Source organism: Actinoplanes sp. NPDC024001 (genome assembly GCF_040638955.1).
GTDB lineage: Bacteria > Actinomycetota > Actinomycetes > Mycobacteriales > Micromonosporaceae > Actinoplanes.
On sequence record NZ_JBEZZB010000020.1, the window covers coordinates 54,023 to 79,141 of the forward strand.

Genomic DNA, 25,119 nt, shown 5'->3' on the forward strand with positions numbered 1-25,119 from the left:
TCACTCCGCCTTGCGTAGCCAGAAGGTGAGGCTCAGCCCGGCGTCCTCGTGTGCCGGCGAGGTCCAGTCCGGCTCCCCGGCCGCGAAGTCGGTCGCCAGGACCTCGTCGGCCACCAGGTCGGCGTGCTCGGCGAGGGCGGCCGTGACCTCGCCGTCCGCCGACCGGTAACGCAGCGCCACCCGGTCGGACACCTCCAGACCGCTGGCCTTGCGGGCCTCCTGGATCAGCCGGATCGCCTCCCGGGCCAGCCCGGCCCGCCGCAGCTGTGGCGTCAGGTGCAGGTCGAGCGCCAGGCTCGCCCCGGCCTCCGACGCGACCGCCCAGCCCTGCCGCGGCGTCTCGGTGATCACCACCTCGTCGGCGGTCAGGCTGATCGGCTCACCGTCGACGGTCACCACGGCCGACCCCGCGGCCAGGTCGCGCTTGAGCGCGGCGGCGTCCGCGGCCGCGATCGCCCTGGCCACCGCCTGCACCTGCTTGCCGAAGCGTTTGCCCAGCGTACGGAAGTTGGCCTTGGCGGTGGTGTCGACCAGTGACTCGTCGGACTCGCTGACCGGCAGCACCGCGGCGACGTTCAGCTCGGCCGCGATCTCGGCGACCAGTTGCGGGTCCAGGTCGGCGAAACCGTGCGCCGAGGCGAGCGACCGGGACAGCGGCTGACGGATCTTGACGCCGGACTCGGCGCGCGCGGTGCGGCCCAGCTCGACCAGCCGCCGGGTCAGCTCCACCTGGGCGCCCAGACCGGAATCGATCAGCGACTCGTCCACCTGCGGATAGCCGGCCAGGTGCACCGACGGCGCGGCCGCCGGGTCGACCGCGACGACCAGGTCCTGCCACACCCGCTCGGTGACGAACGGGATGATCGGCGCCAGCAGCAGGGTGACCGTGCGCAGCGCCTCGTGCAGGGTGGCCAGCGCGGCCGGGTCACCACGCCAGAACCGGCGGCGGCTGCGGCGCACGTACCAATTGGAAAGATCGTCGATGAAGGCGGCGAGCTGCCGGCCGGCCTCCTGCGTGTCGAACGCGGCCATGGCCGCGTCGACCCGCCCGATCAGCAGGTTGAGCTCGGAGAGCACCCAGCGGTCCAGCACCGGCCGGTCGGCCGGCGCCGGGTCCGACGCCGACGGCGCCCAATTTCCGGTACGGCCGTAGAGCGCCTGGAAAGCGACGGTGTTCCAGTACGTCAGCAGGGTCTTGCGGACCACCTCCTGCAGGGTGGCGTGCCCGACCCGCCGCGCTGACCAGGGCGACCCGGCCGCGGCCATGTACCAGCGCACCGCGTCGGCGCCGTGCTGCTCCAGCAGCGGGATCGGCTCCAGGATGTTGCCCAGGTGCTTGGACATCTTGCGGCCGTCCTCGGCCAGGATGTGACCGAGACAGACCACGTTCTCGTACGCCGAGCGGCCGAACACCAGCGTGCCGACCGTCATCAGGGTGTAGAACCAGCCGCGGGTCTGGTCGATCGCCTCGCAGATGAACTGGGCCGGATAGCTGCGCTCGAACAGTTCCCTGTTGCGGTGCGGGTAGCCGAACTGGGCGAACGGCATGGCGCCGGAGTCGTACCAGGCGTCGATGACCTCGGGGACCCGGTGCGCGGTCGCGCCGCAGTGGCAGGTCAGCGTGACGTCGTCGACGAACGGGCGGTGCGGGTCCAGCGCGGACAGGTCCCGCCCGGCCAGCTCGCCCAGCTCGGCCAGGGAACCGACGCAGGTCAGGTGGTTCTCCGGGCAGCGCCAGATCGGCAGCGGGGTGCCCCAGTAACGCGACCGCGACAGCGCCCAGTCGACGTTGTTGACCAGCCAGTCGCCGTACCGGCCGTGCTTGATCGTCTCGGGCTGCCAGTTGGTGCGCTCGTTCTCGCGCAGCAGCTCGTCGCGGATCGCGGTGGTCCGCACGTACCAGGACGGCTGGGCGTAGTAGATCAGCGGCGTGTGGCAGCGCCAGCAGTGCGGGTAGCTGTGCTCGTACGCCCGCTCGCGCAGCAGCAGGCCGCGCTCACGCAGGTCGGCCACCAGGGTGGCGTCGGCGTCCTTGAAGAACTTCCCGCCGACCAGGCCGACCTCCGGCGCGAACGTGCCGTCCGGCCGGATCGGGTTGACCATCGGCAGACCGTACGCGCGGCAGCTGGCCAGGTCGTCGGCGCCGAACGCGGGCGACTGGTGCACCAGGCCCGTGCCGCTGTCGGTGGTGACGTAACCGGCCAGGATGACGATGTGCGCGCCCGGCACCTCGACCAGCTCGAACGGCGGCCGGTACGCCCAGCGCTCCAGCTGTTTGCCGGTGAAGGCGTGCCCGGTCGGCGTCCAGCCCTCGCCGAGCGCCTGCTCCACCAGCGCCTCGGCGACCACCAGCTGCTCGGTGCCGTCGGTCGCCACCACGTAGGTGACGTCGGGGTGCACGGCCACCGCGGTGTTCGACACCAGCGTCCACGGCGTGGTCGTCCACACCAGCAGCGACGCCTGCCCGGCGAGCGGGCCGGAGACCAGCGGGAGCCGCACGTACACCGACGGGTCGGTGTCGTTCTCGTAGCCCTGCGCCAGCTCGTGGTCCGACAGGGCGGTCTGGTCCCGCGGGCACCACGGCGCCACCCGGAAGTCCTCGACCAGCAGGCCCTTGTCGAAGATCTGCTTCAGCGACCACCAGACCGACTCGACGTACGCCGGGTCCATGGTCCGGTAGGCGTCGTCCATGTCGACCCAGTAGCCCATGCGCTCGGTCAGCTGGGCGAACGCGTCGGTGTGCCGGGTCACCGACTCACGGCACTTCGCGTTGAAGGCCGCTATCCCGTACGCCTCGATGTCCTGTTTTCCGGCGAAGCCGAGCTCTTTCTCCACCGCCAGCTCGACCGGCAGACCGTGACAGTCCCACCCGGCCTTCCGCGGCACGTGGAAGCCCTTCATCGTCTGATAGCGCGGGAAGACGTCCTTGAAGACGCGCGCCTCGATGTGGTGGGTGCCCGGCATGCCGTTCGCCGTGGGCGGCCCCTCATAGAAGATCCAGTCGGGGCGGCCCTCGGTCTGTTCGAGGCTGCGGGCGAACACGTCGTTCGCCTGCCAGAAACGCAGCACCTCGTGGTCGAGGGCGGGCAGGTCGACCTGCGCGGGCACGGGCCGGTACATCGGGTCGTCTCCTTCGTCGGGCGTTCGCCGGTACTCGGCCCCATCGACATTTTCTGCGCGCCCGATCGTACAGCGTGCCGGCGTGCTTCATCGCGCAGCGATGAGCGTGTGGAACAGCATGAGAGCGGCGCCGGCCGCGCCGCCGCCCCACAGCACCGCCGCCGGCACCGAGCCGTCGGTCAGGTAGGAGAGCGCGCCGGCGAGCACCCCGACGACCAGCGCCAGCAGCAGAACGACAGCGGTACGCACCGTCAGTAGCGGATCCGGTTTCATGGGCGACCTCCGTGTGGCGTCGTGAACGGACACCGCTCCTAGGTGGGCCGCGGAGGTGGACCCCACGTCCGTCACCACGTTCGGGGGAACCCGGATCCTGAGCCGTGGGGCGGGCCCGGGGCGAGCACCTAGGAGGCTGCCGTAAGACGGACACGACGACCCCGGGAAGGGCGGCGGTGATGGTGGGCGAAGGGCCTACGGGCTCGGCGCACGCGGCTGCGGTGCAACCCGGACCGGTCGGGTTGGACGAGACGCGACTACGCCGGGAAGCCGACCGGCTGCTGTTGGCCGAACTCGCCAAGGTGAACTTCACCGGCCGGCTCTATCAGCGGTTCGAGGAGGAGATCGCGGGATACGGCCTCTCGGTGCTCCGGGGCTGGCTGCACTCCGGGTTCATCTTCAAGCTGACCGCGGCACGGGGGTTCCCGCTGAACCCCTCCGCCGCCGAGCTGGAAGAGCTGCACCGTGACCCGGGCGCCCGCGACGAGCTCGCCGTCATGACCGTGGCGCTGGCGTTGCCGCGCTTCCGGGAGGACGCGCTGGTCGGTGGGGGATGGCGCGTCGAGCAGGGCGCGAGCCTCGCCACCTATTTCATGGGGACCTGCGTGTCCGTCTTCCCGAACGAGATGCGCAAACGGCGCGCCCAGGCCAGACGATGGCGTCTCCAGGACGACGGCGATCCGCAGATCACCGCGCCGGTGGACGACCGGGGCGACGATCCCTGCCTGATCACCGTGGGAAACCAGCAGGTACGCGAAGACCTGCGCCGCGTCGACGCCCGCACCCGGGCGATCGTCGCGCTGTTGATCGACGGCTACAGCCACGAGGAGATCGTCGAGCTGCTGGGGGAGACCTCGGTGCGCGCGGTGGAGGGTGTGCTGCACCGGTGGCGCACCAAAGAGCGATCTCAGCGGCGAGGGGGTGCGTCCGGTGAATGACGGTGATGAGGAGCTGGAACGCTTCGAGGCGTTGCTGAAACGTTCGTCCCTGGCGGCACGAGGGCATACTCCGCGGGTGCAGGCGGAGGCGGCGCAGCGGATCGCGCACCTCCAGGAGCGGTTGGCGCACGCGCGCGGCGACGACGCCGTGGTGGCGGCGACCGAACTGGTCGCCTGCCTGCGACGGCTCGGCTATCAGGGCCGGGCTGAGGAGATCGAACGCGGATGGCTCAGCCGGCCGGCCGAGATCGCGGTCGTGCCCGCCCCACGCATGGCTCGCCATCGAGTCCGCGCCGGTCAGGGAGGCTGTGTTCGCCTCGCCCTGGACGTGGAGACGTCGGCGCTCACCCTGTCGGTGCACGGCACCTGGAATCGGCAACTGAACCAGGTCACGGCCAGCGCGGTGCACCAGGGCCTGAACCAGCATCCCCCGGCCCTGATTCTCGACCTGACGGACCTGGCCGATCGGCATGCCGCCAGCGTGCCGATCTGGCTGACGGCGGCGGCGGCGGGCCGGAGGATGGATCCATCGGTCCGGGTCATGGCGTGCGTCGCGCCGGACACCGGCCTCGCGGACCGGCTCGGGGCGAGGAAGAACCTGCAGGCCTTCTCCAGCCTGGCGCAGGCATACCGGGCGGCGACGGAGAACCCGCCGTCCGGCGACCGCTTCCAGCTGGACCTCATCCCGGACGGGACCGCGGCGCCGTTCGCCCGCGCCATGGTCACCGAAGCCTGCTCCAGCTGGGGTATGCCCGACCTGTGGGACCGGGGGCTGCTGGTCATCACCGAGCTCGTCGTCAACGCCGTCGTGCACGCCGGCACCGCGATCAGAGCCGTCGTCAGCTGCCGCCGCGCCGCCCTGCACATCTCCGTCTATGACCGCGACCCGCGGTTGCCCCGGACCGGCGACGCGCGGACCGGCCCTCGGCAAGGGCTGCGGGTGGTCGATGCCGCCGCATCCGCGTGGGGTGCGCTGCCGACCGAGGACGGCAAGGTGGTCTGGGCGATCGTCAGGTGACGGGCCCGCCGGCCCAGGCGAGCAGGTCGTCCAGCGGGCGCGGCAGGGTGGCTGCGGTCTCGACCAGCAGGCGGGCGTAGCGCAGGTTGCGGCGGGAGCTGCTGCGGACGAAACGGTAGATCTGGGCTTCGAGGTCGCGGCCGCGCCAGGCCGGCTGGCTCTGGAAGAGGTGGAACAGGCGCAGGTCGCCCTCCGCTGCGAAGAGCGCCTCGATCGCCGCCGGGCCGGCGGCGCGGATCAGTTCCTCCTCGAGGTCGTTGACGCAGACGGTGAGGAAGAAGTCGCGCCGGAAGATCCGCTCCTCGCGCAGGTCGCACATGCCGGCCAGGCGCACCCGGCCGGCCACCGGGCCCAGCTCGGCCAGAGAACGCGTGATCGCGTGCGCGCCGCCGATCGGCAGGATCACCACCCGTTCGGCCGCCAGATCGCGTCCCTGGCGCACGGCGGCCGTTTCCAGGGCGATCCGGTCGCTGATGCCCTCGACGAGCACCACGGCGGCGGCCGTCCGGACGGTTTCGGTGAGATCCATGTGGCAGTTGTCTCCGGATGGGTGGGGTGCCGGTGACCGGCCCGGTGATCAGTGGCACGGTCTGCGTATGGACCTGACCGTGATCCTCGGCCCGATGAAGGGCGGCAAGTCGCTGGAGATGATCAGCCTGCTGTCTCCGCTGCAGCACGCCGGCATCCCGCACCGCGTCTACCAGTCCGCCCGCCACGGCCGGGACACCGCGGTGACGTCGCGGTCCGGCGGCAGCCTGGAGACGGTGAAGGTTACCTCGCTGGCCGGCGCCGCCGACGGTGACGTCGAGGTGATCGGTGTCGATGAGATCCACATGTTCACGGTCGACGACATCGCGGTGCTCGGCGCGGCGGTCCGGACCGGGATCAAGGTGGTCGTGGCCGGCATCGACCTGGACCACCGGGGGCAGCTGTTCGCCCCGGTGCGGGCGCTGTTCGAGCTGGCGCCGGAGAAGGTGATCTACCGGCGGGCGGTCTGCGACGTGTGCCGCTGCCTGGACGCGACCCACACCCAGGTCCTGGAGCACGGCAAGCCGATGATCCGCGAGCTCGCGCCGTCGACCGCGCTGCCGGACGACGGCACCTACACCTACGAGGCCCGCTGCCGCCGCTGCGTGGTGCTGCCTTAGCCGAGAGCCTAGGGGCAAGGGCCGCCGCCGCAGACGTCGATGACCTTGCCGGTGAGCAGGAACGTCGCCTTCTGCAGCTGGGCGCTCGCCTGGGCGCGCGGGAACTCGTGCGGGTCCGGCCCGTACTGCGGGCCGTCCGGCGCCAGGTTGGTGGGCGGCGGCGCGAACGCCTCGCCGCTGTTCCACACCACCAGGGCGGAGCCGCGGTACGGGTACCACGGGATCGGCCGGATGCCCCAGAACGGCACCACCTCGTCGGACCAGCCGGGCGCCAGCGCGGGCCGGTGGATGCGGGCGCCGATGGTCCGCGCCTGCACCTGCGCGGCGGCCGGGGAGACCTGCTGGTCGCCGAAGGCGACGTGCATCAGCACCCGGTGCGCCGGCGTGCGCGGCAGCGGCCGGCTGGTCAGGTGCTGGGCGTAACCGTTGGCCTCGCCGCGGTCCCACAGCATCTGGATCAGCGCGAAGATCAGCTGCTGGTCGGCCCGGTCCGGGTACGACTGGTTCATCAGCTGCTGGAACGGCGCGAAGGCGGTGCTGCGCTGCAGCAGCGTGCTGTAGTTCATCCCCGGCACGCCGAGCACCGACCGGGTCCAGTCCTGCGCGATCGCGGTGAGCGCGCCGCCGTTGATGCCGCCCTGGCTGTTGCCGTCGTAGTGCAGCCCGCCGGCCCGGTCGAGCAGGCTGCGGCCCGCGGCGTCCTGGAACGCGGGATGTGCGGCGAACCCGCCGGCCGCGATCATCGCGCGGCCCAGGAACAAAAAGTTCAGGAAGCTCTGCTGCAGCCGGTCCGGCACGGCCGGGAAGGTGCTCAGATCGCTCCAGGTCTGCACGACGAACGGGATGTCACCGGAGGACAGGCCGATCCAGCTGGTCGCGCAGAACATGAAGCCGTGCGTCTGCGACATCTGCTTCACGTTGCCGGCGTTGATCTCGGTGGGTGATCCGAGCAGCCCGTGGCCGTAGAGCGACAGGTGGGCCGGCCGGGCGGCGCTCGCGCTGCGCGGGATGTTGCACACGAAGTCGGCGGCGACCGTCTGGCCCGAGGCGGCCGGCAGCGCATCGGGCGCGGGCGAGGCGTAGTGCAGCCGGGAGCCGGGCCCGCCCGTACCGGTCAGGTAGCTGGGGACCGCGACCGTGCCGCGCACCTGGCGCGCGATCCGGGCGTCCTGCTCGGCGGTGTAGTCGGTGACCTGGGTGACCGTGAAGCCCGGCGCGCGGCGGCCGAGGGCGCCGAAGGCGTCGTCGCGCATCCGCAGCACCCGCCCGGTCAGGCTGTGTGTGCTCGCGACGGTGAAGTCCCAGGCGCGGTACAGGTGGGGCGGTGTGATCCCGGCGCGCCTCAGGTCCGGCCGGGAGACCCGTTCCGGCGCGGGGATCAGCGCTCCGGTGCGGTCGCGCAGCCCGCGCAGCACCACGACGTACCGGGTCGCCTCCCGCAGCGCCACCGCCGGCCGGATGATGAGCAGCCCGCTGCCGTGCGCGTCGAGTTCCGCCCAGTGCGGGGTGCGCTGCCAGGTGCGCGTGTTCAGCAGCAGGATCGGCGCGTCCGGGGCCAGCGAGCGCCCGATGTCGGTGACCGGTGCGATGCCGCTGGCCGCCGGGTCGAGGCCGGGGACGTCGACGAGGATCGGCGTGCCCGGGCTGAAGCCGTCCTGCCGGTTCCACTCGGCTGGGTCGATGTGCCTGCCGGCCACGTTCGCCGGCAGTGCATCCGCCGCGAAGTTCACCCGCAGCCCGGTGGGGCTGGTCCGGTCCGGCACGGTGAACCGGTCGCTGGGGAACGGCAGCAGACCGGACCGCGGCGGGGGATCGGCGGCGACGGCGGCACCGGACGGTGCGACGGTGACCAGCACGGCGGTGGCCAGGAGCAGGAGCCGGCGCATCATCGAGCGCTCCCCTCGAAGCGGCAACGGTGGCGATCTATGTCTACGCCGCTTCGTCCCGACCGGCAACCAGCAGCTTGTCCAAGCGGACGGGCAGGTCGCGGATCCGCACACCGGTGGCGTGCCAGACGGCGTTGACGATCGCGGCCGGGGAGCCGACGATGCCGATCTCGCCGATGCCCTTGCTGCCCATCGGGTTGATCCGGTCGTCGACCTCGTCGAGCCACTCCGCGTCGATCTGCTCCACGTCGGCGTGCGCGGGGATGTGGTACTCGGCCAGGTCGTGGTTGACCCAGGCGCCGGCGGCCGGGTCGAGGACACCCTCCTCGTGCAGGGCCATGCCCATCCCCATGATCATGCCGCCGAGGAACTGGCTGCGGGCGGTGCGCGCGTTCAGGATGCGGCCGGCCGCGTACATGCCGAACAGCCGGGACACCCGGACCTCGCCGGTGACCGCGTCGACGCGTACCTCGGCGAAGTGGGCGCCGAAGGCGTGCCGCCCCTCCTTCTCCTGCTGCTGCACCAGCTCGGTGCTGTCGAAGGTGGCCTCGTCGGCGCCGGACGCGAGCAGCTCGCGGCAGGCGCCGGTGACCGCCCAGCCCCACGAGGCGCTGCCGGAGGAGCCGCCGGCCACCGACGCTTTCGGCAAAGTGCTGTCGCCGATCCGGATCCGGATCCGGTCGGCCGGCACCGCGAGGGAGTCCGCGGCGATCTGGGTGAGCACGGTCCGGGCGCCGGTGCCCAGGTCGGTGGCGCCGATCGCCACCTCGAACGTGCCGTCGGCGAGGGACCGCACCCGCGCGGTGGAGGGCTGCGCCATCGCCGGATAGGTGGCGCCGGCGACCCCGGTGCCGATCCACCAGTCGCCCTCGCGCCGCTGCCGGGGCCGCGGGTCCCGCCCGGCCCAGCCGAACCGCTCGGCGCCCCGGCGCAGGCACTCGACGTAGTTGCGGGTGGTGAACGCGGTCCCGGTCTCCGGCTCGGCGGTGGGCTCGTTGCGGATCCGCAGCTCGACCGGGTCCATGCCGAGCCTCTCGGCGAGCTCGTCGATCGCGCACTCCAGGCCGAGCATGCCGGGCGCCTCGCCCGGCGCCCGCATCCAGCGCGGGGTCGGCATGTCGAGACGCAGCAACCGGTGACCGGTACGCCGGTTCGCCGCCGCGTACATGTGCCGGGTCGTCACCGCGGTCTGCTCGGCGAACTCGTAGATCCGGCTGGTCTGCGAGTACGCCACGTGCTCGATCGCGGTCAGCCGCCCGTCCGGCTCCGCGCCGAGCCGCAGCCGCTGCACGGTCGGGGTGCGGTGCCCCACCATGCTGAACATCGCCTGCCGGGGGAGGACCACCTTCACCGGGCGGCCCACCACCCGCGCGGCGAGCGCGGCCAGCACGGCGTTCGGCCGCGCCGTACCCTTCGATCCGAAGCCGCCGCCGACGTGCTCGGTGATGACGTGCACCTGATCGGCCGGCAGGCCGAAGACCTCGCCGACGGTCGCCGCGACGCCCGACGGATGCTGGTTGGAGTCGTGCAGCACCAGCGAGTCGCCGTCCCACCGGGCGATCGTGGCATGCGGCTCCATCGGGTTGTTGTGCAGCGCCGGCGTGGAATAGGTGACGTCCACGGTGACCGGCGCCGCGGCGAGAGCCGCCTCGACGTCACCGAGCACCGACTCGGCCGGGAAGCCGGGGTTGACCGTCTCCGGCGTGTAGAGCCCGGGATGGTCGGTGCGCAGCACGGTGTCGTGCTCCTCGGCCTCGATCTCGAGCCGCAGCACCTGCGCGGCGTGGCGGGCCTGCTCCAGGGTGTCGGCCACCACCAGGGCCAGCACCTGACCGCGGTAGCTGATCCGGTCGGACTGCAGCACGGCCAGCTCGGGATCCTCGACCTCGGCCAGCCGCGGAGCGTTGCCGTGCCAGAGCACGGCGACCGACTCCACGGTCGGGTCGGCGAGCACGGCGGTCAGCCGGCCGCGGGGGACCGGTGACTGCACGATCCAGCCGTAGGCCACGTCGTCCTGCGGGTACTCGGCCGCGTACCGGGCGGCGCCGGTGACCTTCTGCGGCCCCTCCAGGCGCGCCAGCGGCGCGCCGAGCGCGCTGCGTGTCGTCGCGGTCATCGTGCCTCCTCGCTGAGCCGCGCGAGGACCGCGGCGGTCAGGTTCCGCAACAGATCAATCTTGTACGTGTTGTCGCGCAACGGTTCTGCCGAGGCGAGTTCCGCGTCCGCCGCCGCCAGGAACGTCTCGCGGGTGGCGGGCCGGCCGCGCAGCTGTTCCTCGGCGGTCCAGGCGCGCCACGGTTTCGGCGCCACCGCGCCGAAGGCCAGGCGTACGTCCCGTACCACGCCGTCGGCCACGTCCAGGGCGGCCGCCACCGAGCCGACCGCGAACGCGTACGAGGCGCGGTCGCGCGCCTTGCGATAGCCGGACCGGACCGCGTACGGCAGCGCCGGAACCTCCACCGCGGTGATCAGCTCACCGTGTTCCAGCACGGTGTCGCGTTCCGGGGTGGCGCCGGGCAGCCGGTGCAGATCGGTGACCGGGATGCCGCGCGTGCCGCCTGGCCCGTCCACTTGCACGACGGCGCCGAGCGCGGCGAGCGCGGCGAGCGCGACCGCCATGTCCGACGGGTGGGTGGCGACGCACGCCGGCGAGCCGCCGAGGATCGCCAGGTTGCGGTGGTCGCCGTCGCGGGCCGGGCAGCCCGAGCCCGGGGCGCGCTTGTTGCACGGCCCGCTCGCGTCCATGAAGTACCGGCAGCGGGTGCGCTGCAGCAGGTTCCCGCCGGTGGTGGCCAGGTTGCGCAGCTGGCCGGAGGCCCCGGCGAGCAGCGCCTGGCTGAGCACCGGGAACCCGGCGCGGACCCGCGGGTCGGCGGCCAGGTCGCTGTTGCGGACGGTCGCGCCGATCACCAGGCCGCCGTCGGGCCGCTCGGTGATCCCGTTCAGCGGCAGCCGGTTGACGTCGACGAGCGCGTCCGGGGTGGCCACGCCCAGTTTCATCAGGTCGACCAGGTTGGTGCCGCCGGCCAGGAAGACGGCGCCCGGCTCCAGCCCGTCGGTGAGGCCGGCGGCCGTACGGTAGTCGAAGGTCTTCATCGGCCCGCCGCCTGCCGGATCGCCGGCACCATGTTGGGGTAGGCGCCGCACCGGCACAGGTTGCCGCTCATCCGCTCGCGGATCTCCGCGTCGCTGAGCAGGTCCGCCTCGCCCGCGCCGGGCTGGGTGGCCGCGCTCGGCCAGCCGCGGGCCACCTCGTCGAGCATGCCGACCGCCGAGCAGATCTGCCCCGGCGTGCAGTAACCGCACTGGAAGCCGTCGTGGTCGAGGAAGCCGCGCTGCACCGGATGCGGTTCGGCCTCGGACCCGAGGCCCTCGATCGTGGTGATCTCGGTGTCCTGCTGCGCGACGGCCAGCACCAGGCAGCTGTTGACCCGGCGCCCGTCGAGCAGGACCGTGCAGGCGCCGCACTGGCCGTGGTCGCAGCCCTTCTTGGCGCCGGTCAGGCCCAGGTGCTCGCGCAGCGCGTCCAGCACGGTGGTACGCGGATCGAGGTCGAGGTCGTGCTCGACGCCGTTGACGGTGAGACGCATGTGCGGCCGGTACCCGTGGTGCTGCCGCTCAACCCCGTCCGCCGGATCTTGTGCAAGGATCGATGACGGTTCACCTGACGGGGGTTTCGTGATCCGCGACCGCTTGCGCCTGTTGCGCCTGTTGCCGGCCGCCGGCGGCGGCACGGCCGCCGTGCTCGTCCTCCTGCAGCTTCTGCAGGCCCTGGTGCCGACCGCGATGGCATGGGCGGTGGGCCGGCTGGTCACCGCGCTCACCGCCGGGCAGCCTCCGCTGCCCCCGATCCTGCTGGTGGTCGCGCTCCTGCTCGCCGGCCAGGTGGGCTGGTTGTTGCTGGAGCCCACCAACGCGTACGCGGCTCGCCGTGTCGACGGGGTGATCCGCACCCGGGTGCGGGCCGTCGCGGCCGCCCTGCCCGGTCTCGACGTGCTGGAGAGCCCGGCCTTCCAGGACCGGGCCGCCCGCGCGGTCGACCCCGGCATGGGCGTGGCCCGGGAGCGCTCGGCCGGCAACGCCGTCACCGGGCAGGTCACGCTGATCTTCCGGATGGTGTCGGCTCTGACCGCCGCCGCGCTGCTGGCCACGTTCTCGCCGCTGCTGGCCGTGGCGCTGCTGACCGTGTCGCTGGCGGTGCGGGCGGTGCTGCGCCGGCAGTGGATGGCGATCATCGACCGGCTGGACGCGGACACCGCCGGCCAGCGGTACGAGTTCTACGTCGCCACGCAGGCGGTGATGGGCGCGGCCAAGGACGTGCGGCTGTTCGGGCTCAGCGACTTCTTCGGCGGGCGGTTCCGGGCGGCGGCGGTGCGCACGTACGGGCCGGTCTGGCGCTCCCTGCTGAGCGTGCTGCGCCGCCAGTGGTGGGTCGGCGCGGTGGTCACCCTGTGCGCGGCCGCCGCCCTGGGTTTCCCGGCCGTGGCCGTGCTGCGCGGAGGGCTCGGGCCCGGCGACCTGATCATGGTCGTGCTGGCCGGTGTCGGCGTGCTGAGCATCAGCCAGATGGGCCTGGAGGCCTACGACATCGAGTACGGCCTGCGTGGCCTGCACGCCGCCGGCGAACTCGCCGCGCTGAGCCCGCCCGCCGCCCGCCCGGCGCCCGCCGAACCGGCCCGGCACGCGCCCGAGGTGTGTTTCACCGACGTCGTGTTCACCTATCCCGGCGGCGACCGGCCGGTCCTCGCCGGGCTCTCGCTGACCCTGCGGCCCGGCCAGACCGTCGCGATCGTCGGCGAGAACGGCGCCGGCAAGACCACCCTGGTCAAGCTGCTCGCCGGCCTCTACGCGCCGGACTCCGGCACGGTCACCGTCGACGGTTCCGGGCCCCGCGTGCGGCGACCCCCGGTGACCGTCCTCTTCCAGGACTTCGTCCGCTACCCGGCGAGCGTGCGGGACAACGTGACCGCCGCCGTCCCACCTCCGCACGACGACGCGGCCGTGCGCGACGCGCTGGTCCGGGCGGGCGCGAGCGGGCTCCCCGGTGACCTGGACGCGTCACTGTGGAACGAGGGCGCCGACGGCACCGACCTGTCCGGCGGCCAGTGGCAGCGGGTCGCTCTGGCCCGTGCCCTCTACGCCGCCGGGCGCGGGCGGCGGCTGCTCGTGCTGGACGAACCCACCGCCAACCTCGACGTGCACGCCGAGGCCGCGTTTCACGAGCAGGTCGTGGCCGGGGTCCGGGACACCACGACCGTGCTGATCTCGCACCGGCTGGCCACGGTGCGCACGGCCGACCGGATCATCCTGCTGCGCGACGGGCGCGTCGCCGAGGACGGCACGCACGACGAGCTCCTGGCCTACGGCGGCGACTACGCGAGGTTCTTCACCACCCAGGCGGCAGCTTTCCACGGGGGCGCGCGATGAGGGACTGGTCGCGGCTGCTGGTGGAGATCACCAGGCTGACGGTACGGACGGACCGCCGCGCCGCCGCCCTGCTCGCGCTGATCACGATCGGGCAGACGGCCGTGATCGCGGCGATCGGCATCGCCCAGAGCATGCTCGTCGACGGGGGCGCCGGTGGGCGTACCGATGTGGTGGCCGGGGCCGTGGTGCTCGGCGCGCTCGCCTACGGCGTGTCGCTGAGCGTCGGCCGAATCCGCGGCAACCTCCTGATCTTCCTGGTCAGCCGGGTGCGCGGCCAGTTCAACGAGCGGGTCCAGCGGGACGTGTCGGCGATCCCGACGCTCACCCACCTGGAGCACGGGCCGTACATCGACCGCTGGGACCGGCTGTTCCGCGACTCCCAGGCGATCGCTGCGATGCCGTGGTCCACGCTGGACGCCCTGGTCGCCGTGGCCGGCCTGGCCGTCACCGTCGGGCTGCTGGCCATGGTCAGCCCCGCGCTGTGCCTGCTCGCGGTGCTCGGCCTCGCCGTGTACGCGGCGAGCCGCCGCGCCGACTCGCTGCTGCGTGCCGCCCGAGACGAGGTGACCGAGCCGCTGCGCCGGGAACGCCGCCTGCACGAACTGTGCATCACCCCGGAACCGGCCAAGGAGGTGCTGCTCGGCGACGGCGCCGCCACCCTCGGCCGGGACGCGGAAGCGCTGTGGGAGGCGGCCGCCCGCCGGGAGACCGGCGCCCGGCTGCGCGGCGCCGCCTGGCAGATGCTGGCCTGGCTGCTCTATGCGGCCGGGTTCGCCGCCGCGCTGCTCGTGGTGGCGCGCCTGATCGGCGAGGGCCGGGCCACCACCGGCGAGGCCGTCCTGGTCGTATCGCTCGCCACCCAGCTCGGCTGGCAGCTGCGGATGGTGCTGCTCAGTCTGACCACGGCGGCCGAGGCCGGCCGGTCGGTCTCGCATCACTGGTGGCTGCGCCGCTACCGGGCGGAGGCCGACCGGCCCGGCGCGGAGCCGCCCGACCGGCTCACCACCGGCATCGAGCTGCATGACGTACGGTTCCGCTACCCTTCCGCCGACCACGACGTGCTGCACGGGATCAGCCTGCACCTGCCGGCCGGCGGCACGGTCGCGCTGGTCGGCGAGAACGGCGCCGGCAAGTCGACCCTGGTCAAGCTGCTGATCGGTCTCTACGAGCCGAGCGGCGGGACGATCACCGTGGATGGCCGGCCGCTCGCCGAGTTGGCCGGCGAGAGCTGGCGGTCGCGGCTGTCCGGCGTGTTCCAGGACTTCGCTCAGTTGCGCCTGCCGGTGCGCGAGACGGTCGGCGTCGGGCAGGTCCGCCACATCCGCGACCGGGCCGCGGTCGCCGAGGCTGTGCGGCTCGCCGGCGCGCCCTACGGCGACGACCTCGACCGCCGGCTGGGCGCGGCGTTCGGTGGTGTGGAACCGTCCCTGGGCCAGTGGCAGCGGCTCGCGCTGGCCCGGTCGCTGATGCGCACGGTCACCGGCACCCGCCGGCCGCTGTGCGTGCTCCTCGACGAGCCGAGCGCCGCCCTCGATCCGCTCGCCGAGCACGAGCTGTTCCGCCGGTTCGCCGAGGAGGCGGCTGCCGCCCGGGGCGAGGGCGCGGTCACGGTGCTGGTGTCGCACCGGTACACGACCGTACGGATGGCGGACCTGATCGTCGTGCTGCACGACGGGCGGATCACCGAGCAGGGCACCCACGAGGAGCTGATGGCCCGGGACGGCGCGTACGCCCGGGCCTACCGTCTGCAGGAGCGTGCCTACCGTTAGCGGGTGGCGTCCAGGACGGGTTTGACGTCCACGATCGGGGTGCCGTCGACGGCCTCCAGGTCGGACACCCGCACCCGCAGCCCGTCGATCTGCTGGACCCGGACCCGGTGCAGGCCGATCGGGTTGGGCCGGTCCGCGGAGCGGGTGCTGAAGACGCCGGTCAGCGGAGTGCTCGGGTCGTCGCGCGGGTGGACGGCGAGCACTTCGCGGTCGGCTAGGTGCAGCCAGGTCAGGACGAAGATGTCGTCGCCGGGCGCGAGGTCGCGGATGCCGTCGGCCGTCGCGGGACCGAAGCTCAGCCACGCTTCGGGGGCGCCCTCGACGCCCTGCTTGGGAGCGGCGGCGCGGTCGGTCAGCGACGACTCGACGATCCCGATGGGCCGCAGTTCGTAGGTCATGCCCTCTGGCGTACCTCCGCCGGCGCGGCTGCGCCAGAGGGCGTACCCCCGGCCGGGTCGAAGCCCGGCCGGGACACGTGTGGTCAGCTCATGACCCGTTCGCAGTTGGTCAGGAAGTCGTCCCCGCCCCACAGGCAGAAGTCGCCCGTGAATGGATCTGCGGGGCGGAATGCAAAAACCCGCTGTCGACAGCCCGACGAAACGGAAACGGTTTGACGGCACCGATAATCTGATCCTCCTTGCTTTCGGCGGTCCGTGAGTGAGAGGGGGCCCTGTCCCCTCTCCGCTCAGGAGCCGTGATGCGACGGGCACCCGCCCTCTCCTTCCTGCTGGTCACCGTTTTTCTCGACATGCTCGGGCTCGGCCTGATCGTGCCGATCGTGCCGGCACTCATGACAGCCGTGACCCGGGACGCCGCCGACGCGGTGTTCTGGTCCGGTGTGCTCGGTTCCACCTACGGCGTGCTGCAGTTCGCCGTCTCGCCGCTGCTCGGCCGGCTCTCCGACCGGTACGGCCGCCGTCCCGTCCTGCTCGCCTCGCTGGCCTGCCTCGGCGTCGACTGGCTGGCCCACGCCACCGCGGACGGCCCGTGGACGCTGCTGGCGTTCCACGCCCTCGCCGGGGCGTGTGCGGGCACGAACACCGTGGTCAACGCCTACATCGCGGACGTCACGGCACCCTCGCGCCGGGCCCGCGCCTACGGGCTGGTCGGCTCGGCGTTCGGGCTCGGCTTCGTGGCCGGCCCGGTGGTCGGCGGGCTGCTCGGCGCGGTCGACGTCCGCCTGCCGTTCCTGGCTGCGGCCGCGCTGTCGTTCGCGAACGTCGCCTACGGCTGGTTCGTGCTGCCCGAGTCGCGGCCCGGCGACCGGAGCACCCCGCTGACCCTGCGGACGGCCGGCCCGGTCGGGGCGATCACCGCGGTGCTGCGCCGGCCGGTGCTCGGGCGGCTCGCGTACGCCCGCTTCTGCGCCGACGTCGCCCGGATGATCCACCAGTCGGTGTGGACGTTCTACCTCGCGTACCAGTTCGCGCTCAGCACCGCGTACGTCGGTGTGGTGATGGCCGCGAGCGGCCTCGCCGGAGCGATCTTCCAGGCCCGGGCCGTGGGCCCGGTCGTGCGCCGGCTCGGCGACAAGCGCGCCGCGGTGGCCGGCAGCCTGCTCAACGTCGCGGCCCTGACCGGTACGGCGTTCGCCGCCGGGCCGTGGATGCTCTCCGCCGCGCTGGCGCTCGGCGTGCTCGCCTCTATCGCCGGCGCCGCCGCCCAATCCTGGCTGTCCCGCGGCACCGGCGACGACGAGCAGGGCACCGTGCAGGGCGCCCTGACCGGCCTGGGCGCGGTCGCCGAGGCGGCCGTGCCGGTAGCCGCCGGGGTGGCGTTCGGGTGGTCCCTCACCCACGCCTCCCCGGGCCTGGTCTACCTCGCCGCCGCAGCTTTCGCGGCCGTCTCAGCCCTGCTGCTGGCGGTCACGCCTGCTGCCGGCTCACCATCTCGGTGATCCAGATCGGGGCGTACGGCGACGTGCAGTTCGGCGGCGTCGGGTAGTCCTTGAGCACCTCCAGGCGCTCGCCGATCTGCAGGGCGCGGGCCCGGTGCGCCGGGTGGTCGATCCCGATCTGCGCCAGGCAGTGGTTCATCGCCCACTGCAGGCGGTCCGGGGCGTCCTTCATCCGGGCCTCGATGACGTCGAGCAGCTGCTCGAGGTCGAGACCGCCGGGTTTCTTCGCCACCCGCTCGGTGGTCAGCGCCCAGCCGGCGCTGGCCACCACCGGGTCCGGGTCGGCGAACCAGGCCAGGCGCAGCTCCTCGGCCGCCGGGTTCTTCTTCACCACGTAGTTGACCAGCCAGTCGTGCACCTTGGGAACGCGTGCCTCCCGCAGCATCGCGTCCAGCTCGTCGCGCTCGAACGCCTTCGGGCGGCAGATCAACAGAGCCAGGAGCCGCGCGGCGGTGTCGCCGGTCGCCCAGAGCTCGCGGGCGAGGTCCTGCTGGGTCTTCAGCTGTTTCGCCAGCGCGCGCAGCTTGCCGAGGTTGACCCCGTGATCGTCGCCGTGTCTCTCGTTCACGGCGCGTGCCTTCGGGTCCTCCAGCGCGGCCAATTCGGCCAGCACCCCGGCCACCGTCGTCTCCGTCACATGCTGAGCCTACGAGTCGCCACGCCGGCGCGTGTAGGTGAGGAACAGCGCGCCGCTGTCCAGCACGGTGTGCCCGGTCAGCTCCCAGGTGCGGGGCTCGAACGCCGCGTCGCGGCCGAACAGCGGGATGCCGGCGCCGATGGTCAGTGGGGCGAGCTTGACGACGAGCTGATCGATCTCGGTGGCCAGGGCGCCGGCCAGGGTGCCGCCGCCGATCACCCAGATGTCCTTGCCGTCCTGCTGTTTGAGCTCGCGCACCGCCGCAACCGGGTCGCCGGAGAGCACCGTGACGTTGGGGTCGGGGCTCCCGCCGAGAGTCCGGGAGAACACCACGTGACGCAGGTGCGGGTAGGCGTCGGGGATCCCCACCTTCAGGCCGAGCTCGTACGAGTGGCGGCCCTCCAGCACGGTGTCGAACCGCGTGCCCTCGGCGGTGACCCCGAGCGCCTCGCGGGCCGGGCCCGGCAGGGTCTCCGGATATTCGGCGATCAGATGCCGCAGGTAGTCCTCCGGGATCGGCCAGAACCCGCCCGGGCCGGTCGGGTCGGCGCCGTCCGGGCCGGCGATGAAGCCGTCGATGGTGGCCGCGATGTAGTACACGAGCTTGCGCACGTTCTGTCTCCTCGTCCGTCGGTCGCGGACCATCTTTCGCGGCGCCGCGGCCGGGAACAACGCCCAAGATCGAATCGAACGATAAGTGGAAAGCTGAAACGCACTCGCTTGCGCGGATAGGGTGAAATTCCGACGTAAGGAGACAAAGAACATGATTTTGCGAAGCACCGTCAGCAGTGTCGTCGCCGCCGGCCTGCTGGCTCTTCCGGCCACCGCCGCCCAGGCCGCGCCCTCCGCGCAGGACGCCGAGTTCCTCCGCTCCGCGCACCAGATCAACCTGGCGGAGATCGCCGGCGGCCGGATCGCCTGGCAGAAAAGCTCCGACGAGGGCGTGAAGGAGCTGGCCGCGACGCTGATGCGCAACCACATCCGGCTCGACGCCCAGGTCACCCAGGCGGCCCGCACGCTGCGGGTCGCCCTGCCGGCCGTGCCGACGGCCGCCCAGCAGGCGCTGACCGCCCGCTACCAGGCGGCGCCCGCGGGCACGTTCGACGACCTCTTCGTCGCCACCCAGCAGCAGGCCCACCGCGACGCCCTGCGCCTGGTCGAGGAGCAGGTGGCGAAGGGTTCCGACCCGGTGGCGACGAAGGTCGCCCAGGCCGCCGCGCCGATCATCGCCGGGCACCACCGGCAGCTCGCCGCCGCCGATTAGCCGGCCCGGCCGGCCTGCTCGTCGGGTTGCAGATCGAGCAGGCCGGCCGCCACCGCGCGGGCCGGCTCCAGATAGGCGGCCTCCAGCTCGCGGAAGAGCCGCTGGGCGCGCGCCGCGGGCCAGCCCGGTGGCAGGTGCTCGACCGGCAGGCGGGGGTCGCGCCGGATGGCGCCGAGCCACTCGGCGATCAGGCTGAGGCGGGCCGCGAGCGGGTCGGCCAGCGGGGCCGGCCCGTCCCAGCGGTTCAGGAACTCCTGGTAGCGGGCGGCGAGGCCGTCCAGGTCGTAGGCGTCGCGCACCATGCCCCCGATGTCGGTGAGCTCGTCGGCGCGGGCCCGGAAGACCCGGGTGTGCGCCTCCAGCCCCAGCCCGGTGACGATCTCCTGGGCCGGCACCGAGCCCGGCGCGATCCACAGGCCGCCCTGGATCGGCCCGAACCCGGCCCACGCCAGCTGGGAACGCAGGTCGTGACGTTGCCGCTGCCAGGACTCCGGCAGCGAGAAGCAGAGCAGCGTCCAGCTGCCGTCCCACCGGTCGTTGACCGCCCCGGTCCGCCAGATGCGCGCCCGGCCGTCGTGCAGGATCGCCGTGGACCGGGCGGTGAGCCCGAAATACATCCGCCGGCCGTGGCGCTGCCGGCGCAGCAGGCCGCGGTTGACCATGCGGGCCAGCGTCGAGCGGGTCGCGTGCGAGGAGATGCCGAGCCGGGCGAACGCGTCGATCACGCTGCCGGAGAAGACGCAGACGCCGCGGTCCAGCACGAAGTCGCCGAACAGCATCAGCATCAGCGTCTGCGGCCGCACCGCACCTTCGACGGCGGGGCTCTCGGCGCTGAGCGTCATGAGGAAGATGTTAGGCAATTCGTTGACGGCCGTGTAGAGAAAGCCTAACTTCGATGGCTAGCCATACCTCATCGAGGAGGTCGTCGTGCGCAGAAAGACGCTCAGCCTCGCTCTACTCACTCTTCTTCTGGCCGCGGCCGGCTGCGGTGGCGACGAGACCGGCGGCGGCGGTGACGGGCCGATCCGGGTCGGTCAGATCGTCTCGCTCACCGGCAACTACTCCCCGCTCGGCACCGAGAACCAGAAATCGGTCGCGCTCGCGGTCGACCGGATCAATGCGGCGGGCGGCGTCGGCGGCCGCCGGATCGAGCTGACCGTCCGCGACGACAAGAGCCTTCCCGACCAGGCCGTTCTCGCCTTCAACGAGCTGAAGGACGGCTCCGACGCGATCATCGGCTCGCCGTTCAGCAACTCCGCGCTCGCCACCATCCCGCTGGTGGACCGGGAGGAGATCCCCTACATCTCGCTCACCCCGGCGGACGAGCAGATCAACCCGGTGCATCCCTACGTCTTCGTGGTTCCGGCGACCTCGGCCACCTACGCCGAGGCCGCGCTGCAGTACTTCCAGGCGGGCAAGCTGTCCCGGGTCGCCCTGGCCTTCGACACCAAGAGCAGTTACGCGGTGGCCGGCGCCAAGGGCCTGCAGGCCAAGGCCGGGCAGTACGGGGTGACGGTCGGCCCGATCGAGGAGTTCCAGACCACCGCCACCGAGTTCGGGGCGATCTTCACGCACGTCCGCTCGTCCGACGCGCAGGCATTGATGGTGTGGGCCACCGGCGCGCCCGCGGTCGCCCTCACCAAGCAGTACGCGGCCTCCGGCCTGAAGATCCCGCTAGTGCTCACCGGCGCCCAGGCGAGCAAGCTGTTCCTGGACCCGGCCGGGCCGGCCGCCGAGGGCGTGGTCATCGCCAGCTCGGTCGGCGTGGTCGGCGAGCACCTGCCGGCCGGTGAGCTCAAGACCGCGGTCGACGAGCTGACCACCGCGTTCAGCGGTAAGTACGGCTACCCGCCGCCGCAGTTCGCGCAGGACGGCTACAGCGGCGTCAAGCTGCTCGCCGCCGCCGTCGAGAAGGCCGGCGGCACCGACCGGGCGAAGGTCCGCGACGCCCTGGAGGGCCTGAGCCTGACCACGCCGAACGGCACCTACGCCTATTCGGCGACCGACCACGGCGGGCTGACCACCGACTTCATCTCGATCAACACGGTGCAGGACGGCACATTCGTCCCGACCGACTTCTCCCGGGAAAAGCTGAAGTGACGGCCGGCGCGCAGCTCACGGTCACCGGTGTGGACCGGGCGTTCGGCGGCGTCTACGCCGTCCGCGACGTCAGCCTCACCGTGGCGCCCGGCGAGCTGCGCGCCGTCATCGGGCCGAACGGCGCCGGCAAGTCGACCCTGTTCGCGCTGATCGGCGGCCAGCTGGCGCCGCAGGCGGGCGAGGTCCGGCTCGACGGCGACCGCATCGACCGGCTCGCCGCGCACCGCCGGGCCCGGCTCGGCGTCGGCGTGGTCTTCCAGGCGGCCCGGATCTTCCACGGGATGACCGCGCTGGAGAACGTCATGGTCGGAGCGCACGCGACCACCCGCTCCGGGTTCCTGGCCGGGGCGCTGCGCCTGCCCGTATACCATCGGGAGGAACGCCTGATCCGCGAACGCGCGCTGGAGTGCCTGACCCGCTCCGGTCTCGCGGAGTGGGCCGACCGGCCCGCCGAGGAGTTGCCGCTCGGCCAGCAGCGCGCCCTTCAGCTGGCTCGCGCGCTCTGCGCGCGGCCGCGACTGCTGCTGCTCGACGAGCCGGCGTCGGGCCTGCGCGCCGGCGAGCGCGAGCGGCTGGCCGCGCTGATCGGCGAGCTGCGCGCCGAGGGCCTGACGATGCTGCTGGTCGAGCACGACGTGGCGTTCGTGATGCGCCTGGCCGACCGGGTCACCGTGCTGGACCTGGGCCGGGTGATCGCCGAGGGCACCGCCGCCGAGGTCCGCGCCGACCCGCGCGTGATCGCGGCCTACCTGGGAACCGCGACCGATCAACAGCGCGAGCCGGGCACGGCGGCCGAGGCCGCACCCGAGACCGCGACCGACCCGGAGCGCGAGCCGGGCACGGCGGCCGAGGCCGCACCCGGGACCGCGACCGACCCGGAGCCCGAGCCGGGCACGGCGGCCGAGGCCGCCGGCGATCAAGACCGGACAACCGCAGACGTACGGAAGGGCACGGTCCCGTGACTCCGGCGGGGGTGTGGGTCACCGGGCTGACGGTGCGCTACTCCGGCGCCACCGCCCTCGACGGCGTCGACCTGACCGTCGGCGCGGGGGAACTGGTCGCCCTCATCGGCGCCAACGGCGCCGGCAAGTCCACCCTCGTCAAAGCCCTGTCCGGGCTGATCCGCCCGGACGGCGGGACGATCACCGTGCGCGGCCGGCTGGCGCAGGTCCCGGAGGGCCGGGAGATGTTCGGCGACCTCACCGTCGACGACAACCTGCGGCTCGGCGGCTGGCGCAACCCGCAGGGCCGGCGCGGCCGCGACACCGGACCGATCTACGAGCTGCTGCCCGACCTGGCCGGCCTGCGGCGGCGCCGGGCCGGGTCGCTCTCCGGCGGGCAGCAGCAGATGGTCGCGATCGGCCGGGCGCTGATGGCCCGGCCCGACATCCTCGTCGTCGATGAGCTCAGCCTCGGCCTCGCCCCGCTGGTCGTGGCCACACTGGTCGGGCACCTGCGCACGCTCAACTCCGAGCGCGGGCTCGCGGTGCTGCTCATCGAACAGAACGCCCGGCTGGCCCTCGACATGTGCACCCGCGCGTACGTGCTGGAGGCCGGCCGGGTCTGTCTGCACGGCGCCGCCGCCGACCTGGCCCGCGATCCACGGGTGACCGCGGCCTACCTCGGCGGACACGTGGAGGCCGGCCGATGAGCGGCGCGGGCGGGCATGTGGGGCGGCCGGTGAGCGGCGCGGGCGGGCATGTGGGGCGGCCGGTGAGCGGCGCGAGCGGGCACGTGGAGGCGGGCCGATGAGCGACCTGATCGGCTACCTGATCACCGGGCTCGGCATCGGTGCCGGATTCGCGCTGGTCGCCAGCGGCCTGGTCGCGATCTACCGGGTCACCCGCGTGGTCAACTTCGCGCAGGGCGCGTTCGCGGTGCTGGCCGCCATGCTCACCACCTCGCTGCTCGGGGCCGGGATACCGCACGGCGCCGCGGAACTCGGCGGGGTGGTCCTCGGCGCGGTCGCCGGCCTTCTGGTCGGGGTGGTGGCGATCGGTCGCCCGGGCACCAGTCCCGGCACCTCACTGATCGTCACGCTCGGGCTCGGCGTCCTGGCGTACGCGATCGAGATCCTGATCTGGGGTGACCAGCCACGCTCGTTCCCGGGCGTGCCCAGGGTGGCCGAGGTGGGTGGCGCCCGCCTGCAGGCGCACTACCTGCTGATCATCGCGGTGACCGGCCCGGTGTTCGCCGTGATGGCGTGGTTCTTCGCCCGCACCGACCTGGGCAAGGCGCTCTCCGCGTGCGCCTCGAACCGCTACGCCGCGCAGGTCGTCGGCATCGACGTGCGCCGGATGGGCCTGCTCGCGTTCGCGATCGGCGGCGCGCTCGGCGGCCTCGCCGGGGTCCTCACCACCCCGGTGCAGCAGGTGACGTTCGACAGCGACGTCGCCCTGATCGTGAACGGTTTCGCCGCGGCGGTCCTCGGCGGTCTCACCCGGCCCGGCGTCGCGCTCGCCGGCGGGCTGCTGCTGGGGGTCGCGCAGACCCTGGTCGCCGGTTACGGCGGCGGTGCCTACCAGGTGGAGGTCGCGCTGGTGCTGATGCTCACCGTGATGATCGTCCAGGCCGCCCGCACCGGCCCGGTCGCGGAGGTGGCGCGATGAGCTCCGGCGCGATGAGTTCCGGCGCCATGAGTTCCGGCCCGATGAGACGGTGGGGGCTCATCGGGCTGGTCGCGCTGCTGCTCGTCCTGCCGCCGTTCCTGCCGGAACGGCATCTCGCGACGTTCGTGCTGCTCACCCTGGCCGCGGCGGTCACCGTCGGGGTTTCCCTGCTGATGGGGTACGCGGGGCAGGTCTCGCTCGGGCAGGCCTCCTTCTACGCGATCGGGGCGTACGCGGCGGGCCTGCTGGCGGTGCACGGCGTCCCGCCCCTGCTCGGCCTGCTCGCCGCCCCGGTGATCGCGGCGCTGGCGGCGGTCCTGCTCGGCGCGCCGCTGCTCCGGCTCCGCGGCCACCACCTGGCCTTCGCCACCCTCGCCGTGCAGCTGATCCTGCTGTCGCTGCTGGCCCAGGCCGACTGGGCGGGCGGCGCGATCGGCCTGCAGGGGATTCCCCGGTTCGCCATCGGTGGCGCCGAGCTGCGCGACGACCTCGGTTACGCGTACCTGGCCTGTGGTGTTCTTCTGATCGCCCTGCTCATCTCGCGCAACGTGGTCTCGTCCCGCGCCGGTCGCGGCCTGCGCGCCGCCGCGACCAGCGAGATCGCGGCCGCCGCGAGCGGCGTCGCGGTCGGCGGCTACCGGCTGGCCGTCTTCGCGCTCTCCGCCGGCTTCGCCGGCCTGGCCGGCGGCGTCTACGCCTTCTACCTGGGCTATCTCGCGCCGGGCTCGTTCCCGGTGCTGCTCTCCATCGAGTACGTGGTGATGGCCGTGGTCGGCGGTCTCGGCACGGTGGCCGGCCCGGTCGTCGGGGCGACCGTGATCGTGCTGCTGGTCCAGCTGCTGAACACGCTCGGCACCCAGCCCGGCATGCCGGACTACGCGCCGACCGTGCTGAACTACGCGGTCTACGCGGTGCTGCTGGTGGTCTGCGTGCTCTTCCTGCCGAAGGGGCTGGTCCCCGCGTTGCGCTCCGGGCTCTTCCGTGGCCGGCCGCTGAAGGTGTCGGATGGGGGTACCTGACTCCGGAGGCCACC

Annotated in this window: 23 protein-coding genes; 12 read left to right on the forward strand and 11 right to left on the reverse strand. The window is 73.0% G+C overall.

The window, feature by feature from the left end:
* Both ileS and AB0F81_RS10640 read right to left on the reverse strand, forming a co-directional pair.
* Positions 1-3,120, reverse strand: coding sequence for an isoleucine--tRNA ligase (gene ileS, locus AB0F81_RS10635; RefSeq protein ID WP_360194272.1), 3,120 nt, complete (start codon positions 3,118-3,120; stop codon positions 1-3).
* Positions 3,121-3,207: 87 nt separating this feature from the next.
* The gene (locus tag AB0F81_RS10640; RefSeq protein ID WP_360194274.1) at positions 3,208-3,393 is read right to left on the reverse strand and encodes a hypothetical protein; all 186 of its coding nucleotides are present in this window, start codon (positions 3,391-3,393) and stop codon (positions 3,208-3,210) included.
* Positions 3,394-3,614: 221 nt separating this feature from the next.
* Between AB0F81_RS10640 and AB0F81_RS10645 the strand changes: the two genes are divergently transcribed.
* Both AB0F81_RS10645 and AB0F81_RS10650 read left to right on the forward strand, forming a co-directional pair.
* Positions 3,615-4,331 (forward strand): hypothetical protein, encoded by a 717-nt coding sequence (locus tag AB0F81_RS10645; protein ID WP_360194277.1) that lies wholly within the window; start codon positions 3,615-3,617, stop codon positions 4,329-4,331.
* Positions 4,324-5,349 (forward strand): ATP-binding protein, encoded by a 1,026-nt coding sequence (locus AB0F81_RS10650; RefSeq protein ID WP_360194280.1) that lies wholly within the window; start codon positions 4,324-4,326, stop codon positions 5,347-5,349. The genes AB0F81_RS10645 and AB0F81_RS10650 overlap by 8 nt, the downstream gene beginning before the upstream one ends.
* On the opposite strand, the gene AB0F81_RS10655 is transcribed toward AB0F81_RS10650, so the two are convergent.
* Positions 5,342-5,878: a TOPRIM nucleotidyl transferase/hydrolase domain-containing protein gene (locus tag AB0F81_RS10655; RefSeq protein WP_360194283.1), complete on the reverse strand. Its 537-nt coding sequence runs from the start codon at positions 5,876-5,878 to the stop codon at positions 5,342-5,344. The genes AB0F81_RS10650 and AB0F81_RS10655 overlap by 8 nt on opposite strands.
* Before the next feature lie 67 nt (positions 5,879-5,945).
* Between AB0F81_RS10655 and AB0F81_RS10660 the strand changes: the two genes are divergently transcribed.
* Positions 5,946-6,497: a thymidine kinase gene (locus AB0F81_RS10660; protein ID WP_360194286.1), complete on the forward strand. Its 552-nt coding sequence runs from the start codon at positions 5,946-5,948 to the stop codon at positions 6,495-6,497.
* An 8-nt stretch (positions 6,498-6,505) separates the two neighbouring features.
* Here the strand turns inward: AB0F81_RS10660 and AB0F81_RS10665 are convergent, their stop codons facing one another.
* From AB0F81_RS10665 to AB0F81_RS10680, 4 genes are read right to left on the reverse strand one after another with little or no spacing between them, the layout of a single operon-like run.
* Complete coding sequence (locus AB0F81_RS10665; RefSeq protein ID WP_360194289.1) at positions 6,506-8,386, reverse strand: hypothetical protein; 1,881 nt, start codon at positions 8,384-8,386, stop codon at positions 6,506-6,508.
* 40 nt (positions 8,387-8,426) lie between these two features.
* A complete protein-coding gene (locus AB0F81_RS10670; protein WP_360194292.1) occupies positions 8,427-10,499 on the reverse strand; it encodes a xanthine dehydrogenase family protein molybdopterin-binding subunit in 2,073 nt (690 codons plus the stop codon).
* Positions 10,496-11,479, reverse strand: a complete 984-nt coding sequence (locus AB0F81_RS10675) for a xanthine dehydrogenase family protein subunit M (RefSeq protein ID WP_360194294.1) — start codon at positions 11,477-11,479, stop codon at positions 10,496-10,498. Before AB0F81_RS10675 ends, AB0F81_RS10670 begins: the two co-directional genes overlap by 4 nt.
* Entirely contained in the window at positions 11,476-11,973 is a 498-nt protein-coding gene (locus AB0F81_RS10680) for a 2Fe-2S iron-sulfur cluster-binding protein (protein WP_360194297.1), read from the reverse strand. Before AB0F81_RS10680 ends, AB0F81_RS10675 begins: the two co-directional genes overlap by 4 nt.
* 88 nt (positions 11,974-12,061) lie before the next feature.
* On the opposite strand from AB0F81_RS10680, the gene AB0F81_RS10685 reads away from it, so the two are divergent.
* Both AB0F81_RS10685 and AB0F81_RS10690 read left to right on the forward strand, forming a co-directional pair.
* Complete coding sequence (locus tag AB0F81_RS10685; protein ID WP_360194300.1) at positions 12,062-13,810, forward strand: ABC transporter ATP-binding protein; 1,749 nt, start codon at positions 12,062-12,064, stop codon at positions 13,808-13,810.
* The gene (locus AB0F81_RS10690; protein ID WP_360194303.1) at positions 13,807-15,579 is read left to right on the forward strand and encodes an ABC transporter ATP-binding protein; all 1,773 of its coding nucleotides are present in this window, start codon (positions 13,807-13,809) and stop codon (positions 15,577-15,579) included. The genes AB0F81_RS10685 and AB0F81_RS10690 overlap by 4 nt, the downstream gene beginning before the upstream one ends.
* On the opposite strand, the gene tsaA is transcribed toward AB0F81_RS10690, so the two are convergent.
* On the reverse strand, positions 15,576-15,977 hold the full coding sequence (gene tsaA / locus AB0F81_RS10695) for a tRNA (N6-threonylcarbamoyladenosine(37)-N6)-methyltransferase TrmO (RefSeq protein ID WP_360194306.1): 402 nt from the start codon (positions 15,975-15,977) through the stop codon (positions 15,576-15,578). The two genes, AB0F81_RS10690 and tsaA, sit on opposite strands and share 4 nt — an antisense overlap.
* A 299-nt stretch (positions 15,978-16,276) precedes the next feature.
* On the opposite strand from tsaA, the gene AB0F81_RS10700 reads away from it, so the two are divergent.
* Positions 16,277-17,476, forward strand: a complete 1,200-nt coding sequence (locus tag AB0F81_RS10700) for an MFS transporter (protein ID WP_360194309.1) — start codon at positions 16,277-16,279, stop codon at positions 17,474-17,476.
* On the opposite strand, the gene AB0F81_RS10705 is transcribed toward AB0F81_RS10700, so the two are convergent.
* Together AB0F81_RS10705 and AB0F81_RS10710 are read right to left on the reverse strand one after the other, a co-directional pair.
* On the reverse strand, positions 17,445-18,113 hold the full coding sequence (locus AB0F81_RS10705; protein WP_360194312.1) for a DNA alkylation repair protein: 669 nt from the start codon (positions 18,111-18,113) through the stop codon (positions 17,445-17,447). The genes AB0F81_RS10700 and AB0F81_RS10705 overlap by 32 nt on opposite strands.
* Positions 18,114-18,122: 9 nt before the next feature.
* Positions 18,123-18,725, reverse strand: a complete 603-nt coding sequence (locus AB0F81_RS10710) for a dihydrofolate reductase family protein (protein ID WP_360194316.1) — start codon at positions 18,723-18,725, stop codon at positions 18,123-18,125.
* A gap of 151 nt (positions 18,726-18,876) precedes the next feature.
* Between AB0F81_RS10710 and AB0F81_RS10715 the strand changes: the two genes are divergently transcribed.
* Complete coding sequence (locus tag AB0F81_RS10715) at positions 18,877-19,377, forward strand: DUF4142 domain-containing protein (protein WP_360194320.1); 501 nt, start codon at positions 18,877-18,879, stop codon at positions 19,375-19,377.
* Here AB0F81_RS10715 and AB0F81_RS10720 read toward each other — a convergent pair.
* Positions 19,374-20,219 (reverse strand): PaaX family transcriptional regulator C-terminal domain-containing protein, encoded by an 846-nt coding sequence (locus AB0F81_RS10720; protein ID WP_360194323.1) that lies wholly within the window; start codon positions 20,217-20,219, stop codon positions 19,374-19,376. The genes AB0F81_RS10715 and AB0F81_RS10720 overlap by 4 nt on opposite strands.
* Positions 20,220-20,304: 85 nt before the next feature.
* Here AB0F81_RS10720 and AB0F81_RS10725 point away from each other — a divergent pair, with 85 nt between their 5' ends.
* The 5 genes from AB0F81_RS10725 (at position 20,305) to AB0F81_RS10745 (ending at position 25,105) form a co-directional block, all read left to right on the forward strand.
* Positions 20,305-21,477 carry an ABC transporter substrate-binding protein gene (locus AB0F81_RS10725; RefSeq protein WP_360194326.1) on the forward strand — a complete coding sequence of 391 codons (1,173 nt, stop codon included), beginning with the start codon at positions 20,305-20,307 and terminating at the stop codon, positions 21,475-21,477.
* A complete protein-coding gene (locus AB0F81_RS10730) occupies positions 21,474-22,439 on the forward strand; it encodes an ATP-binding cassette domain-containing protein (protein WP_360194328.1) in 966 nt (321 codons plus the stop codon). Before AB0F81_RS10725 ends, AB0F81_RS10730 begins: the two co-directional genes overlap by 4 nt.
* Positions 22,436-23,128, forward strand: coding sequence for an ABC transporter ATP-binding protein (locus tag AB0F81_RS10735; protein WP_360194331.1), 693 nt, complete (start codon positions 22,436-22,438; stop codon positions 23,126-23,128). Before AB0F81_RS10730 ends, AB0F81_RS10735 begins: the two co-directional genes overlap by 4 nt.
* 97 nt (positions 23,129-23,225) lie before the next feature.
* A complete protein-coding gene (locus AB0F81_RS10740) occupies positions 23,226-24,086 on the forward strand; it encodes a branched-chain amino acid ABC transporter permease (RefSeq protein ID WP_360194333.1) in 861 nt (286 codons plus the stop codon).
* Positions 24,083-25,105 (forward strand): branched-chain amino acid ABC transporter permease, encoded by a 1,023-nt coding sequence (locus AB0F81_RS10745; protein WP_360194336.1) that lies wholly within the window; start codon positions 24,083-24,085, stop codon positions 25,103-25,105. The genes AB0F81_RS10740 and AB0F81_RS10745 overlap by 4 nt, the downstream gene beginning before the upstream one ends.
* Positions 25,106-25,119 lie beyond the last annotated feature (14 nt).

Bases quoted from the DNA above. Each gene is read 5' to 3' on its own strand.
- AB0F81_RS10740 (WP_360194333.1), top strand. From the start codon at position 23,226: ATGAGCGACCTGATCGGCTACCTGATCACCGGGCTCGGCATCGGTGCC.
- AB0F81_RS10680 (WP_360194297.1), bottom strand. From the start codon at position 11,973: ATGCGTCTCACCGTCAACGGCGTCGAGCACGACCTCGACCTCGATCCG.
- AB0F81_RS10715 (WP_360194320.1), top strand. From the start codon at position 18,877: ATGATTTTGCGAAGCACCGTCAGCAGTGTCGTCGCCGCCGGCCTGCTG.
- AB0F81_RS10665 (WP_360194289.1), bottom strand. From the start codon at position 8,386: ATGATGCGCCGGCTCCTGCTCCTGGCCACCGCCGTGCTGGTCACCGTC.
- AB0F81_RS10700 (WP_360194309.1), top strand. From the start codon at position 16,277: ATGCGACGGGCACCCGCCCTCTCCTTCCTGCTGGTCACCGTTTTTCTC.
- AB0F81_RS10690 (WP_360194303.1), top strand. From the start codon at position 13,807: ATGAGGGACTGGTCGCGGCTGCTGGTGGAGATCACCAGGCTGACGGTA.
- AB0F81_RS10745 (WP_360194336.1), top strand. From the start codon at position 24,083: ATGAGCTCCGGCGCGATGAGTTCCGGCGCCATGAGTTCCGGCCCGATG.
- tsaA (WP_360194306.1), bottom strand. From the start codon at position 15,977: ATGACCTACGAACTGCGGCCCATCGGGATCGTCGAGTCGTCGCTGACC.
- ileS (WP_360194272.1), bottom strand. From the start codon at position 3,120: ATGTACCGGCCCGTGCCCGCGCAGGTCGACCTGCCCGCCCTCGACCAC.
- AB0F81_RS10670 (WP_360194292.1), bottom strand. From the start codon at position 10,499: ATGACCGCGACGACACGCAGCGCGCTCGGCGCGCCGCTGGCGCGCCTG.
- AB0F81_RS10640 (WP_360194274.1), bottom strand. From the start codon at position 3,393: ATGAAACCGGATCCGCTACTGACGGTGCGTACCGCTGTCGTTCTGCTG.
- AB0F81_RS10660 (WP_360194286.1), top strand. From the start codon at position 5,946: ATGGACCTGACCGTGATCCTCGGCCCGATGAAGGGCGGCAAGTCGCTG.
- AB0F81_RS10675 (WP_360194294.1), bottom strand. From the start codon at position 11,479: ATGAAGACCTTCGACTACCGTACGGCCGCCGGCCTCACCGACGGGCTG.
- AB0F81_RS10720 (WP_360194323.1), bottom strand. From the start codon at position 20,219: ATGACGCTCAGCGCCGAGAGCCCCGCCGTCGAAGGTGCGGTGCGGCCG.
- AB0F81_RS10655 (WP_360194283.1), bottom strand. From the start codon at position 5,878: ATGGATCTCACCGAAACCGTCCGGACGGCCGCCGCCGTGGTGCTCGTC.